Raw genomic sequence first — 14,242 nt, forward strand, 5'->3', positions numbered from 1 at the left:
GCTCGGGTTCCTCGGTCATGGCGTGACCTTCCCGGCCGGTACCCGGCTCAGCTCGGTGACCCGGCCGTCCTCGACCCGGAGGATCCGGTCGGCGTCCTCCAGCAGCGCGGGCCGGTGCGCGACCAGCAGCGCGGTGCGCCCGGCGACCAGCCGCCGGGTGGCCGCGAGCACGATCGCCTCGCTGGCACTGTCGAGCCGGGCGGTCGGCTCGTCGAGGAGCACCAGCGGGGCGTCCCGGAGGAACGCCCGGGCCAGCGCGACCCGCTGCCGCTGGCCGCTGGACAGGCCGTGCCCGCGCTCGCCGAGCGTGGTGCCGAGCCCGTCGGGCAGGGCGGCGACCACCTCGTCCAGCGCGGCGTCGGTGACCGCGCCGGCCAGCGCGGAGTCCGGGGTGTCGGGGGCGCCGAGGCGGATGTTGTCGGCGAGCGAGCCGGCGAAGAGGTGGGCGCGCTGCGGCACCCAGGCCAGCTCCCGCCGCCAGGTGTCCAGGTCGACACCGGCGAGGTCCACCCCGTCGACGGTGAACCGGCCGGCCGTCGGGGTGACGAAGCCGAGCAGGAGGCCGAGCAGGGTGCTCTTGCCCGCCCCGCTGGGCCCGATGACGGCGACGCGCTCGCCGGGGCCGATGGTGAGCGTGACGTCCCGCAGCGCCGTCGTGCGCTCGTACGCGACGGTCACGTTCTCGAAGCGGATCTCGCCGCGGCCGTCAGGCGCCGGCCGCGCGGCTTCCGGGGCGGCCGACTCGGGCAGCGCGGAGAGGGTGAGCGCCTCGTCCAGCGCGGTCAGCCCCTCCATGCTGGCGTGGAACCGGCTGCCCGCCGCCCGCAGCGGCAGGTACGCCTCCGGCGTGAGCAGCAGCACCAGCAGCGCCGTGGCGAGCGTGATCCCGCCGCCGAGCAGCCGGATGCCGACCGGCACGGCGACCAGCGCCACCGAGAGGGTGGCGACCAGTTCGAGGACCAGCGCCGACAGGAAGGCGATCCGCAGCGTCTTCATGGTGGCCTGGCGGTGCCCGTCGGCCATCCGGCGCACCACGTCGACCTGGGCCCGGGCCCGGCCGAACGCGCGCAGGGTGGGCAGCCCGGCCACCATGTCGAGGAAGTGCCCGCCGAGCAGCGACAGCCGCCGCCACTGCCGCTCGGTGGCGGCCTGCGCCTGCCAGCCGAGCAGCGCCCCGAAGATCGGGATGAGCGGGATGGTCAGCGCGATGATCAGCGCCGAGCTCCAGTCGGCGAGCACGATGCGGGCCAGCACGGCCAGCGGCACGGTCACGCTCAGCACGAGCTGCGGCAGGTAGCCGGTGAAGTAGGGGTCGAGCGCGTCCAGCCCGCGCCCGGCGAGGGTGGCGAGCTGCCCGGCCCGCCGGCCGGCGACCCAGGTGGGGCCGTGCCGGCCGACCGCGCGTAGCAGGTCGGCCCGGAGGGCGGCCTTGACCGTGGCCGCCGCCCTCGCCGCCACCGTGCCCTGCGCCCAGCTCACCAGCGACCGGGCCGCGACCGCCGCCACGAAACCCGCCAGCGCGGGCCGGTGCAGCCGCCCGTCGATCGCGGTCGCCAGCAGGGTGGCCAGCGCGGTGGCCTGGGCGACCACGAGCAGCGCGGTCAGCCCGCCCAGCACCGCGAGCACGGCGAGGTCGCGCCGGGCCGCGGGGACCCGGCGCAGCAGCCGCGGGTCGAACGGGCGGCGGTTCACCAGTACACCGGTGCCCTGCCGTCGGTCCGTCCCCGGAACACCCACCAGCACATCGCCTGAAAGCCTAGTAGGGCCGGTACGAGCGGCAGCGCCAGCCAGCCCAGCAGGGCCAGCGTCGGGCCGCTCGCGGCGGCGTCGGCCACGGTCAGGGACGCCGCCGGGTCGACGGTGGAGACCAGCACCCGGGGCCAGAGCGCCGCGCCGACCAGCGGCGCCGGCAGGGCCAGCGCCGCGCTGCTCGCCGCGAAGGCGACCCCGGCCCGGCCCCGGCGCAGCGCCGCGCGGGCCACCAGCAGCGCCGCCACCAGCGCCAACGGCAGGAGTACGGCGACCGCCGGGCGGCCGACGGCGGCGCGTACCCGGTCGGAGAGCAGGCCCAGGACGGTGGCGGTGGCGACCGCGGTGAGCGCCGCCGGCACCAGCCCGCGGGCCAGCCGGGCGACCGACGGCACGTCGGCGGCCGGCAGCCGCAGCGTGAGGAAGGTCGCACCGTGCACGGCGACCAGCGCGAGCAGCGCGAGCGCGGCCGCGGCCACGAACGGGGTGAACAGGTGCCCGAACCCGGTCGCATTCCCGTGACCGGCCGGCACGCCCTGGAGCAGCGCGCCGAGCAACGCGCCCCAGCCGAGCGCGGCGAGCACGCTGCCGGCCACCACCACCCGGTCCCAGCCGGCGCGGGCGGCGGCGGACCGCGGCCGGCCGCGGAGCTGCACCCCGGCGGTCACCAGCACCACCCCGGCGAGCGCGCCGAGCACCGCCGGGTAGGTGCCGGAGAGCAGTTCGCCCTCCAGGGTGGGGAAGGCGCCGAACAGGATGCCGACCGCGGCCACCAGCCAGACCTCGTTGCCGAGAAAGAACGGCCCCACGGCGTTCAGCGCGGCCCGGCGGGCCGGTCCGGTCGAGCCGCGGGCCAGCAGCAGCCCGACGCCGTAGTCGTAGCCGCCGAGCACGAGGTAGGTGGCGAAGAAGAGGCCGAGCAGGGCGTACCAGGCGAGTTCCACGGCGGGCTCCCTCAGGCGAACACGGGGTGGGGGTGGTGGTCGGTGTCCGGCGCGGGCGGGCGGCCGAGCGCGGGGTCGTGCGCGCCCCGGGCGGCGTGCCGGACCAGCAGCACCCAGTTGGTGACGGCCAGGGTGCCCAGCAGCAGCGTGAAGCCGATCAGCGAGGTGAGCATCAGCCCGGGGCTCACGGGCGAGACGGCCTGCCCGGTGGGCAGCAGCCCGTACGCGACCCAGGGTTGGCGCCCCACCTCCCGGGCGATCCAGCCGAGGATCACCGCGACGAAGGGCAGCGGCACGCCGAGCAGCAGCAGCCAGAGCGGGAACTTCAGCCGGATGATCCAGTCCCGCCAGAGCAGCGGCAGCAGGAGCCAGGCGCAGCCCAGGGTGAAGCCGATCAGGATCATGAAGCCGAGGCCGACGTTGGACAGCACCGGCGGGGTGTAGTCGCCCGGGCCGAACCGCGCCGTCCACTCGGCGACCAGCGCGTCGCGGTCGGCCCCGCCGCCGAACTTGGTCGGCTGGAGTTCGCCGACCGGCCCGAACTGCGCGAAGCCGAAGCCCTGGAGCGTGGTCACCGCGAGCGCCGCGGTGATCAGGCCGATCCGCAGCGACTTCCGGAAGAGCACGAAGTCGGGGGTACGCCGCAGCAGGTGCCCGGCGCTGACCGCGGCCATCAGCAGCCCGCCGGTGACCAGGCCGGCGGAGACCACGTGGCCGAAGGCGAAGCCGAGCGTGGGGTTGGTGAGCAGCGCGCCGAAGTCGGTGAGGTGGGCGATGCCGTCGCGCACCTCGTAGCCGACCGGGTGCTGGAGCCACGCGTTGGCCACCATGATCCAGAACGCCGAGGCGTACGCGGTGAGCGCGACGCCCCAGAGCAACGCCAGGTGGACCCCGCGCCGCAGCCGGTGCCAGCCGAAGATCCACATGCCGAGGAACGTGGACTCCAGCAAGAACGCGACAAGCGTCTCGATGGCCAGCGGCGCCCCGAAGACGTTGCCCACGTAGCGCGACAGGCCGCTCCAGTTCAGCCCGAACTGGAACTCCATCACGATCCCGGTGGCGATCCCGAGCACGTAGTTGATCACGTAGAGCTGGCCCCAGAAGCGGGTCAGCCGCTCGTAGATCGGCTTGCCCGTGACGAAGCCGGCGGTCTGGAGGCCGACCAGCAGCGTGACCAGGCCGAGGGTGACCACCACGAAGAGGAAGTGGATCGAGGTGGTCGTGGCGAACTGCAGGCGGGCGAGGAGCAGGGGATCCATGGCAGTCCTCCCACGGGTTGACTCACTTCTCATAGGGAGCCTACACGTAGTCTCGCTACCTATGTGCTCCGGCGGGTGCGCCGGGTCGGGTTTCCGTCGGTCAGTTCAGGAAGAGGGAGATCGGCAGGGCGACCAGCAGGGTCGCGACGGACAGCGCGGTGGCGCCGAGCACCCGCGGCGGCCGGTCCGCGACCATGAGGCGCTGCACCCGTACGTCGAGGTCGCGGTCGCCCAGACCCAGCGTGCCGGCCGGGGTGACCCGGTGCCCGGCGGCGGCGAACCGGCGTAGCGCCCCCGCCAGGGGCGCCCCGGCGTGCAGCTCGCGGGCCTTGTCGTCGGCGCGCATCTCGACCAGCAGCGCCACCCGCTCGTGCGCGTCCCGCACCCAGCGGAACCAGGGCAGCGCCCGGCAGAGCGCGGTGAACGGGAGCAGCACGAGATCATGCCGCTCCTGGGCGTGTGCCCGCTCGTGGGTGAGCACCGCCGCCAGCTCGGCCCGGTCGAGCAGGCTCAGCGTGCCGGCGCTGACCACCACCCGCGGCTTCACCCCCGGCAGGCAGTACGCCGCGGCGCTCGGGTGATCGAGCACCAGCGCCCCCGGCACGGTCGGGTCCCGCCGGGCCACCAGGCTGAGCAGCTCCCGGTGCCGGCGCTGGGCGCGGACCGCGCCGTAGATGCTGCGCACGGTCGTGGTGAGCAGCACCGCGCCGATGCCGAAACCGACCCCGACCAGGCCGAGGTGCAGCGCGCCCAGCCCGGCCGGCAGCGTGCCGTGGGCCAGGTCGTCGACGAGGGTCAGCAGCGCGCTCCCGGTCGGCAGCTCGTAGGCGCTCAGGCCGAGCGCCATGGGCAGCCCCATGGCGGACAGGCCGAGCGCCAGCCCGACCGCCTGCCAGCAGACGATCGCCACCCGCGGGGCCTGCCAGGTCCACCGCGCGGCGGCCAGGACCTGCGCGGTCAGCCAGCAGGCCAGGATGGTCGCGGCGAAGTGCAGGGCGTACGCCACGGCGGCCGCCCTACCGGTCCGTCGCCTCGTCGAGCGCCGGCCCGCCGGCCCGCGGGTCCTCGACCCGGTCGGACAGCCCGGCCTCGGCGCTGAGCGCCGCGCGCAGCACCTCCGCCTCGGTGCCGGTCACCGAGCGGGCGAAGCGCACCAGCGCGGCGTCCCGGCTGCCGCCGAGGTCGAGGGCGTCGAGCATGAGCTGGGCGATGTGCGCCTCGCGGGTGGCGGCGGGCCGGTAACGCCAGGCTCGCCCCTCCCGCTCACGCTGCACCATGCCCTTGCCGGCGAGCCGGTCGAGCACGGTCATCACCGTCGTGTAGGCCAGCTCACGCCCGTCCAGGGCGTCGGCGACCTCGCGCACGGTCACACCGTCCGACGTGGCGGGGACCGAGTCCCACAGCACGTCCATCACCGCACGTTCCAGATCACCGAGCCGAGTCACCCCGTAATCCTACCTCGCGTAGTAGGTGGCCCCGCAGGCCGGCGGGGACTACCCGACGGCCCAGCCGGCCAGGCCCCGGAGCAGGAGCAGCCCGGCGGTGGCCCACGCCCGCTTGACCGTAGGGCAGCCCCGCACACGAGAAGAGTGGCCGTCCGCTCGGCGGAGGCCACTCTCCTCGTCGGTACGGCGGTCAGACGCCCTTGGGGTGCCAGACCGTCTTGGTCTCCAGCAGCGTGGTCATCCGGGTGATGCCCGGATCGGCGTACCAGTCGTTGTCGGCCGGGGCCGGCCGGAGCACCCGCTTGAGGTTCGCCGCGGCCTTCACCTCCAGCTCGGCGGCCAGGTCGGCGTCGGCGACCCCGGTCAGGTCGATGGCGTTGACGTCCATGTGCGCGGCCAGCGTCGGCACGGTCTCCGACAGCCGGCCGGTGAGGATGTTCACCACCCCGCCCGGCAGGTCGGAGGTGGCCAGCACCTCGGCCAGGGTCACGGCCGCCAGCGGCGCGGACGGGGAGGCGGCCACCACCACGGTGTTCCCGGTCACGATCGCCGGGGCGATCACGCTGACCAGGCCCAGCAGCGCCGGGGAATCCGGGGCCACCACGGCCACCACGCCGGTCGGCTCGGGCGCGGAGAGGTTGAAGTACGGCCCGGCCACCGGGTTCGCCCCGCCGTAGACCTGGGGGAGCTTGTCCGACCAGCCCGCGTACCAGACCCAGCGGTCGATGGCTGCGTCGACCTCGTCGGCGGACGCGCCCAGGGCGACGAACTGGTCCCGCCGGCCCTCCAGCATCTCGGCGACCCGGTAGAGGATCTGGCCGCGGTTGTAGGCGGTCGCCCCGGCCCAGCCCTTCACGGCGGCCCGGGCGGCGACGACCGCGTCGCGCGCGTCCTTCCGGGAGGCCAGCGACACGTTGGAGTCCTGCACGAGATACGACCGTCCCGACTCGCTGCGCGGGAACTTCCCGCCGATGAAGAGCTTGTACGTCTTGCGTACCGCGACCCGCTCAGACATTGAGGTACGCCTCCAGCCCGTGCCGGCCGCCCTCGCGACCGTAGCCCGACTCCTTGTAGCCGCCGAACGGCGAGGTGGGGTCGAACTTGTTGAACGTGTTGGCCCAGACCACGCCGGCGCGCAGCCGGTCGGCCATCCACAGGATCCGGGAGCCCTTGTCGGTCCAGATCCCGGCCGACAGCCCGTACGGCGTGTTGTTGGCCTTCTCCACGGCCTCGGCCGGGGTGCGGAAGGTCAGCACGGACAGCACCGGGCCGAAGATCTCCTCGCGGGCGATCCGGTGGGCCTGGGTGACCCCGGTGAAGATGGTCGGCGCGAACCAGAAGCCGCGGTCCGGCAGCTCGCACGGCGGCGACCAGCGCTCGGCGCCCTCGGCCGAGCCGGCCTCCGACAGCTCCCGGATGCGGGCGAGCTGCGCGGCCGAGTTGATCGCGCCGATGTCGGTGTTCTTGTCCAGCGGGTCGCCGACCCGGAGCTGGGCCATCCGCCGCTTCAGCGACTCCAGCACCCGGTCGGCCACCGACTCCTGGACCAGCAGCCGGGAGCCGGCGCAGCAGACGTGGCCCTGGTTGAAGAAGATGCCGTTGACGATGCCCTCGACGGCCTGGTCGACCGGGGCGTCGTCGAAGACGATGTTGGCGGCCTTGCCGCCCAGCTCCAGGGTCAGCTTCTTGCGGGTGCCGGCGACCGCGCGGGCGATGGCCTTGCCGACCTCGGTGGAGCCGGTGAAGGCGACCTTGTCCACGCCCGGGTGCTCGACCAGGGCCCGGCCGGTCTCGCCGGCGCCGGTGACGATGTTGACCACGCCGGCCGGCAGGTCGGCCTGCTGGCAGATCTCGGCGAAGAGCAGCGCGGTCAGCGGGGTGGTCTCGGCCGGCTTGAGCACGACGGTGTTGCCGGCCGCGAGCGCCGGGGCGATCTTCCAGGCCAGCATGAGCAGCGGGAAGTTCCACGGGATGACCTGCGCGGCCACGCCCAGCGACCGGGGGTTCGGACCGAAGCCGGCGTGCTCCAGCTTGTCGGCCCAGCCGGCGTAGTAGAAGAAGTGCGCGGCGACGAGCGGCACGTCGACGTCGCGGGACTCCTTGATCGGCTTGCCGTTGTCCAGCGATTCCAGCACGGCCAGCTCGCGGGAGCGCTCCTGGATGATCCGGGCGATCCGGAACAGGTACTTGGCCCGGTCCCGGCCCGGCATCGGACCCCAGACCTTCTCGTACGCCTCGCGGGCGGCGCGGACGGCGCGGTCCACATCCTGGCTGCCCGCCTCGGCGATCTCGGCCAGCACCTCCTCGGAGGCCGGGTTGATCGACTTGAAGCTGCCGCCGTCGGTCGGGTCGACGAACTTGCCGTCGACGAAGAGCCCGTACGAGGGCTTGAGGTCCACCACCGAGCGCGACTCGGGGGCGGGTGCGTATTCGAACATCGCGCTCAGTCCAGGGTGAAGTAGTCGGGGCCGGCGTAGACGCCGGTCGTCAGCTTGGTGCGCTGCATGAGCAGGTCGTTGAGGAGGCTCGACGCGCCGAACCGGAACCAGTCCGGGTCCAGCCAGTCGGCGCCGACGGTCTCGTTGACCATGACCAGGTACTTGATCGCGTCCTTGGTGTTCTTGATGCCGCCGGCCGGCTTCACGCCGACCTGCCGCCCGGTGGCGGCGCGGAAGTCGCGGACCGCCTCCAGCATCACCAGGGTCACCGGCGGGGTGGCCGCGACCGGGACCTTGCCCGTGGAGGTCTTGATGAAGTCGCCGCCGGCCAGCATGGCCAGCCACGAGGCCCGGCGCACGTTGTCGTAGGTGGCCAGCTCGCCGGTCTCCAGGATCACCTTGAGGTGGGCGTCGCCGCAGGCCTCCTTGGTGGCCACGATCTCGTCGTAGACCTCCTTGTAGCGGCCGGCCAGGAAGGCGCCCCGGTTGATCACCATGTCGATCTCGTCCGCGCCGGCCGCGACGGCCGCCCGGGTGTCGGCGAGCTTGATCTCCAGCGGCGCCTGGCCCGACGGGAAGGCGGTCGCCACGCTGGCCAGGTGCACGCCCGAACCGCGCAGCACCTCGGCCACGTACGGGACCATCGCCGGGTAGACGCAGACCGCGCCGACGTGCGGGCAGGACGGGTCGGCCGGGTCGGGGCGCAGCGCCTTGGCCGCGAGCGCCCGCACCTTGCCGGGGGTGTCGGCCCCTTCCAGGGTGGTCAGGTCGACCATCCGGATCGCCAGGTCGATGGCCTCCGCCTTGGCGGTGGTCTTGATGGAGCGGGTGCCGAGCTGTGCCGCCCGCTGCTCCGCGCCGACCTGGTCCACGCCGGGCAGGCCGTGCAGGAAGGTCCGCAGAGCGGTCTCGGATCGTCCCAGCTCGGAGAGCTCCGACCGGGCCGACGTCGCTGTCGCCGTCATGCCCCGAATACTACGCACCCGCGCGTTGCGTGATCTTGGTCACGCCGGGCGGGCGGTACGTGAGCCGGGTCGCTGGTCGGACCGCACCCGCCGTGCGCCCGCCCCGCGACCGGTAGGTTGAGCGATCGTGGACGTACACGTCATTGACCACCCGCTCGCCCAGGCGCGGCTGACCGCCATGCGGGACGCCCGGACCGACTCGGCGTCGTTCCGGGCCGCGCTGCACGAACTCACCACCATGCTGGTGTACGAGGCCGCGCGCTCCTTCCCCGTCGAGAAGTACTCGATCCAGACCCCGGTCACCGCCACCGAGGGCACCCGGCTGGCGAACCCGCCGCTGCTGGTGCCGGTGCTGCGGGCCGGTCTCGGCATGGCCGACGCCGCGCTTGGGCTGCTGCCCGAGTCGTCGATGGGCTTCGTCGGCCTGGCTCGCGACGAGGAGACGTACGAGCCGCGCGCGTACATGGAGTCGCTGCCCCGCGACCTGGCCGGCCTGCCGGTGCTGGTGCTCGACCCGATGCTGGCCACCGGCGGCTCGCTGGAGCACTGCTGCCGGCTGCTCGCCGACCGGGGCTGCACCGACATCACCGTGCTCTGCGTGCTGGCCGCGCCGGTCGGCATCGAGCGGCTGGAGCGGTCCGGCCTGCCGTTGCGCCTGGTCACCGCGTCGATCGACGAGGGCCTCAACGACCGCATGTTCATCGTCCCGGGCCTCGGCGACGCCGGGGACCGCCAGTTCGGCGGCATGCCCCGCTTCTGACCCGCGGACCGGCCCGCCGGCACCGCCGGCGGGCCGCCCCGACACCGCACCCGGCGAGTCCGTGCGCGGTGTGCGCCCAGCCGCTACCGTCTCGGGCCATGACTGGTGTTGCGCTCGCCGAAGAGCTGCTGCTGCTCGCCTATGACGACGAAACCGGCAAGGCGACCATGCCGCGGATCAGCCTGGACCTGGGCATGGCCGCCGCGGTGCTGGTCGAGCTGGCCCTGGCGGGGCGGATCGCGTTCGCCGACGGGAACCTGGCGGTGCTCGACCCGGCGCCGACCGGCGAGCCGATCGCCGACGAGGTCCTCGCCCGGATCGCCGCCGACACCCCGCACACTCCGTCCTCGTGGGTGCAGCGGCTGCGGCACGGCCTGCGCGACCGGATCCTCGGCGACCTCTGCGGCCGGGGCGTGGTCCGCGACGTCGACGAGACCGAGCTGGGCTTCATCCACGTGCACCGCTACCCGGTCGCGGACGCCTCGGTGGAGGCCGACATCCGGCAGCGGCTGGCCGACGCGCTGACCGTCGGGCAGCTCCCCGACGAGCGGACCGCCGCGCTCGCCACCCTGGTCGCGGTGCTGCGGATGGAGCCGGCGCTCGGCCTGACCGGCGCGGCGGCCGACGACGCCGGCAAGCGCCTGGACGAGATCTCCGCCGGCGCCGGCTTCTCGGGCACGGTGAGCCTCGACGACAGCGTCGTCCGCCCCTCGGTGAGCCTGGTCATCGCCGCCCTGGCCGAAGCGGTGGACGCCGCCCTGGGCAAGCGCCCCTGACAGCCCTCCGCCGCCCGCGCCCCTCCCGACACGCAGCGGTGATCATGAAGTTGGCGGCGCCGGGAACCGCTTTCCCCGCCGCCAGCTTCATGATCGCCGCAGAGCGGGCGCGGGTCAGATGCCGAGGGCGGCGGCGATCTCTCCGCGGAGTTCCGTGACCGCCGCCTGGGCGCGGCGGCGGGCCGCCGGGACGTCGCCGTCCGTCACCGGCTCGACCACCTCCAGGTACGCCTTGAGCTTCGGCTCGGTACCGGAGGGGCGGATCACCACCCGGGCGGCGTCGGTGCGCAGGATCACCACGTCCGATTCGGGAAGCAGGTCGGACACCTCGGTGACCGGGTGCCCGAGCAGCGCGGCCGGGGTGGCCGCGCGGGTCCGGGTCATCATCTCGGCGATCAGTCGCAGGTCGTCCACCCGGACCGAGAGCTGGTCGGTGTGGTGCACGCCGAACTCGGCGGCCAGCTCGTCCAGCCGGTCGGTCAGCGTCCGGCCCTCGGCCTTGAGGCCGGCGGCCAGCTCGGCGACGGTCAGCGCGGCGGTGATGCCGTCCTTGTCCCGGACGTGCTCCGGCGCGACGCAGTAGCCCAGCGCCTCCTCGTAGCCGAACACCAGGGGCTCCCGGCCGCCGCCGGCCCGGACGATCCACTTGAACCCGGTCAGCGTCTCGTCGTACGGCAGGCCGCGAGCCGCGGTCATGGCCCGGAGCAGGGTCGACGAGACGATGGTGGTGGCGTAGAGGCCGGTCACCCCGCGCCGCATCAGGTGGTCGGCGAGCAGCGCGCCCACCTCGTCGCCGCGCAGCATCCGCCAGCCGCCGTCCGCCGGCACGGCCACCGCGCATCGGTCCGCGTCCGGGTCGTTGGCGATGGCGATGTCCGCGCCGGTGGTGCCGGCGAGCATGACCAGCTTGTCGACCGCGCCCGGCTCCTCCGGGTTGGGGAAGTTGACCGTCGGGAAGGCCGGGTCCGGCTCGGCCTGCTCCGGTACCACGCCGGGCGTCGCGAAACCGGCACGCGCGAACGCGGCGGTCAGCACCGCGGCGCCCACCCCGTGCAGCGGCGTGTACGCCACCTTCAGGTCCCGCGGGCCGGCCGGGTCGACCACCGCGGCGGCCCACTCCACGTACCCGGTGACCAGGTCGTCGCCGAGCATCTGGCCGGCCGGGCCCAGCGGCACCTCGGCCAGCGGGCCGACCGCCCGGATGGCCGCCTCGATGCCGGCGTCGGCCGGCGGCACGATCTGCGCGCCCGCGCCCAGTTCCCCGCCGAGCTGCGCGCCCAGGTAGACCTTGTAGCCGTTGTCCTGCGGCGGGTTGTGGCTGGCCGTCACCATCACGCCGGCCACCGCGCCGAGGTGCCGCACCGCGAAGGCCAGCACCGGGGTGGGCAGCGGGCGGGGCAGCAGCAGGGCCTGGCGACCCGCGCCGGTGGCCACCTGGGCGGTCCGCTCGGCGAAGGCCCGGGAGCCGCGCCGGGCGTCGTACCCGATCACCAGCGGGCCCTCGCCGCCCTGGGCCGCTAGCCAGCCGACCAGCCCGGCGGCGGCCTGGGTGACCACCGCGAGGTTCATGCCGTTCGGGCCGGCGCGCAGCGGGCCGCGCAGCCCGGCGGTGCCGAAGGTCAGCGGGCCGGCGAACCGGTCGGCCAGCTCGGGCGCGGTGCCCGGCAGACCGGCGAGGACGGCTTGCAGCTCGTCCCGGTCGGCCGGGTCGGGGTCGTCGTCGAGCCAGCGCTCGGCCCGGGCGCGAAGGTCGTCAAGGTCAGTGGTGTCCGCCGCCATTGCCTCATGAAAGCATGGCGGCGGATCACCACCGGCCGTCGGCCTCGACTCAGTTGGCTCCGGTGAGCTGGAACGAGCGCGCCATCGCCTCGAAGATCGGCTTGCTCGCGGCGAAGTCGGCCTCGTTGGCGGTCAGGTAGAACGAGTAGACCTTGCCGTCCTGCACCACGCCGCGCCACATGCCGTGCCGCTTCGCGTCGCCGTCGCCGCAGGTGTACTCGAACTCCGCGGCCGCCTTGCCGGCCAGCGTCGGCTCGCTCATCGCCAGCTGCTCGTACGGCTTGGCGCACGACTTGCTCTTGTCCCGCAGGTTGCGGGAGGCGAACTCGGCCCAGCTGACGGACGTGCCGCTCCAGTCCTCGGCGAGGATGCGCACCTTGCGGCCCTCGGTGTCCGGGTCGACGAAATCGACGAACACGCCGCCGGTCTTCCGGTCCCAGCCCTTCGGCACCTGGATGTTGACGCCCTTGACCGACTGCGCCTGCATCTCCACGGGCGGGGCCTCGGCCGACGACGAGGGCAGCGCGCCCACGATCGGCGGAGGGGCGTCGTCGCCGCCGCCGGTCAGGGCGATCACGCCGACGAGGAGCAGCACGGCCACGCCACCGGCGGCGGCGAGCTGGACCTTGCGCGGCCAGCCCTTCACCCGGCTGACGAGCTGTCCACCGGCGCCCTTGGCCCGGCCGAGTGCGCCGCCGCCGGCCGGCGCGGCGCCCGGGGCCGTCGTCCAGGGCTGGCCGGTGCCCGGCACCGACCACTGGTTGCCGCCGTAGACCGGCTGGGTGGTGTCGGCGCCCCGGCCGTAGACCGGCTGGGTGGCGTCCGGGTGGCCGGGCACCCGCTGGGTGGCGTCCGGCGCCGCGGTGTGGCCGAGCCGCTGGGTGGCGTCGGGTGAGATGCGCTGGGTGGCCTCCGGGGCCACGCCGGCCGGGGACATCGCCCCGGTCGGGGTGTGCAGCGGGCCGGCCAGCGCGTCGGCGCTGGTCTCGTCGAGCGCGGCCGCTCCGGCCGCCGTGGACTCCGGCCGCTCACCGCGGCGCAGGGCGGCGAGCCGGTCGGTCAGCGACTCGCCGGGCGCGATCATCGCCCGGCCGCCGATCTGGCCGCTCGGCTTCGGCTCGGGCGTGATGATCGCCGGCGGCGTCGACGGCCTCTGCACCGGCACCACGGCGTACGGGTCGGTGACCGAGTTGACCGCCGTGGCGGTGCTGGTCAACGGGCCGGCCAGCAGCTCGCGCAGCATGCCGCGGGCGGTGTGCACGTCCAGCCGGCGGGCCGGGTCCTTCTCCAGCAGGCCCATCAGCACGCGGGTCAGCGGGCCGCTGCGCTGCGGGGTGGCCGGCGGGTCCTCGACCACCGCGTGCATGGTCTCGATCGGGTCGCCCTTGTCGAACGGCGGACGCCCCTCCACGGCGGTGTAGAGCGTCACGCCGAGCGAGAAGAGGTCGCTGGGCGGGCCGAAATCCTGGCCCATGGCCCGCTCGGGGGAGATGAAGTGCGGTGAGCCCAGCACCATGCCGGGCGTGGTGAGCTGCACGTCGGTGGGCATCCGGGCCACGCCGAAGTCGGTCAGCACGCACCGGCCGTCGGTGCAGATCAGCACGTTGGCCGGCTTGACGTCGCGGTGCAGCACGCCGATCGCGTGCGCCACCTCCAGCGCGCCGAGCAGCGCGATGCCGATCTTGGCGACCGCGCGGGGCGCGACCGGCCCGTCCTCGATCACCATGTCGGCCAGGCTGCGCGCGTCCAGCAGCTCCATCACGATCCACGGACGGCCACCCTCGGTGACCACGTCGTAGACCTGGACCACGGCGGGGTGCTGGATCGCGGCGGCGGCGCGGGCCTCGCGGAGGGTCCGCTCGTACAGCGCGTCGCGGTCGCTGGGGGCGAGCCCCGGCGGAAGGACGACCTCCTTCACCGCCACGTCGCGACGCAGCAGTGTGTCTGTCGCACGCCAGACCGTGCCCATGCCGCCGTTGCCCACGGGCGACCGCAGCGAGTAGCGACCGCCGATGGTGGTGCCGGGTGCTGCGCGTCCAGTGGGGGGACTTGCGGGTCCGCCGCTCCACGTCGGGATCTGAGTCACAGAAAAGCCACCGGGGGATATCGAGGGGGGCTGGGACACAA

12 protein-coding genes are annotated in these 14,242 nt (G+C 74.4%); 2 read left to right on the forward strand and 10 right to left on the reverse strand.

Annotation, left to right across the window (positions count from 1 at the left end):
* Positions 1-15: 15 nt before the first annotated feature.
* The 8 genes from cydD to deoC all read right to left on the reverse strand — a co-directional run bounded on the left by cydD (position 16) and on the right by deoC (position 8,800).
* Positions 16-1,692: a thiol reductant ABC exporter subunit CydD gene (gene cydD / locus ABZW14_RS03270; protein ID WP_355338906.1), complete on the reverse strand. Its 1,677-nt coding sequence runs from the start codon at positions 1,690-1,692 to the stop codon at positions 16-18.
* A complete protein-coding gene (locus tag ABZW14_RS03275) occupies positions 1,689-2,693 on the reverse strand; it encodes a cytochrome d ubiquinol oxidase subunit II (RefSeq protein WP_355338909.1) in 1,005 nt (334 codons plus the stop codon). The genes cydD and ABZW14_RS03275 overlap by 4 nt, the downstream gene beginning before the upstream one ends.
* Before the next feature lie 11 nt (positions 2,694-2,704).
* Positions 2,705-3,952 carry a cytochrome ubiquinol oxidase subunit I gene (locus ABZW14_RS03280; RefSeq protein WP_355338912.1) on the reverse strand — a complete coding sequence of 416 codons (1,248 nt, stop codon included), beginning with the start codon at positions 3,950-3,952 and terminating at the stop codon, positions 2,705-2,707.
* A gap of 100 nt (positions 3,953-4,052) precedes the next feature.
* On the reverse strand, positions 4,053-4,958 hold the full coding sequence (locus ABZW14_RS03285) for a M56 family metallopeptidase (RefSeq protein ID WP_355338915.1): 906 nt from the start codon (positions 4,956-4,958) through the stop codon (positions 4,053-4,055).
* Between the two features lie 10 nt (positions 4,959-4,968).
* The gene (locus tag ABZW14_RS03290; protein WP_355338918.1) at positions 4,969-5,397 is read right to left on the reverse strand and encodes a BlaI/MecI/CopY family transcriptional regulator; all 429 of its coding nucleotides are present in this window, start codon (positions 5,395-5,397) and stop codon (positions 4,969-4,971) included.
* A 190-nt stretch (positions 5,398-5,587) separates the two neighbouring features.
* Positions 5,588-6,412, reverse strand: coding sequence for an aldehyde dehydrogenase family protein (locus tag ABZW14_RS03295; protein ID WP_355338921.1), 825 nt, complete (start codon positions 6,410-6,412; stop codon positions 5,588-5,590).
* Positions 6,405-7,835 (reverse strand): aldehyde dehydrogenase family protein, encoded by a 1,431-nt coding sequence (locus ABZW14_RS03300; protein WP_355338924.1) that lies wholly within the window; start codon positions 7,833-7,835, stop codon positions 6,405-6,407. The genes ABZW14_RS03295 and ABZW14_RS03300 overlap by 8 nt, the downstream gene beginning before the upstream one ends.
* A gap of 5 nt (positions 7,836-7,840) precedes the next feature.
* Entirely contained in the window at positions 7,841-8,800 is a 960-nt protein-coding gene (deoC, locus tag ABZW14_RS03305) for a deoxyribose-phosphate aldolase (RefSeq protein ID WP_355338927.1), read from the reverse strand.
* Positions 8,801-8,927: 127 nt separating this feature from the next.
* Between deoC and upp the strand changes: the two genes are divergently transcribed.
* Together upp and ABZW14_RS03315 are read left to right on the forward strand one after the other, a co-directional pair.
* Positions 8,928-9,560 carry a uracil phosphoribosyltransferase gene (gene upp / locus ABZW14_RS03310; protein WP_148426441.1) on the forward strand — a complete coding sequence of 211 codons (633 nt, stop codon included), beginning with the start codon at positions 8,928-8,930 and terminating at the stop codon, positions 9,558-9,560.
* Positions 9,561-9,658: 98 nt separating this feature from the next.
* Positions 9,659-10,336 (forward strand): GPP34 family phosphoprotein, encoded by a 678-nt coding sequence (locus tag ABZW14_RS03315; RefSeq protein ID WP_355338930.1) that lies wholly within the window; start codon positions 9,659-9,661, stop codon positions 10,334-10,336.
* A 114-nt stretch (positions 10,337-10,450) separates the two neighbouring features.
* Here ABZW14_RS03315 and ABZW14_RS03320 read toward each other — a convergent pair whose 3' ends face one another.
* Both ABZW14_RS03320 and ABZW14_RS03325 read right to left on the reverse strand, forming a co-directional pair.
* Positions 10,451-12,115 (reverse strand): phospho-sugar mutase, encoded by a 1,665-nt coding sequence (locus ABZW14_RS03320; protein ID WP_355338933.1) that lies wholly within the window; start codon positions 12,113-12,115, stop codon positions 10,451-10,453.
* Between the two features lie 49 nt (positions 12,116-12,164).
* Positions 12,165-14,201: a protein kinase gene (locus ABZW14_RS03325; protein ID WP_355338936.1), complete on the reverse strand. Its 2,037-nt coding sequence runs from the start codon at positions 14,199-14,201 to the stop codon at positions 12,165-12,167.
* Between the last annotated feature and the right edge of the window lie 41 nt (positions 14,202-14,242).

Origin of the sequence: Micromonospora sp. NPDC004551, assembly GCF_040609975.1 — a bacterium.
Lineage (GTDB): Bacteria > Actinomycetota > Actinomycetes > Mycobacteriales > Micromonosporaceae > Micromonospora.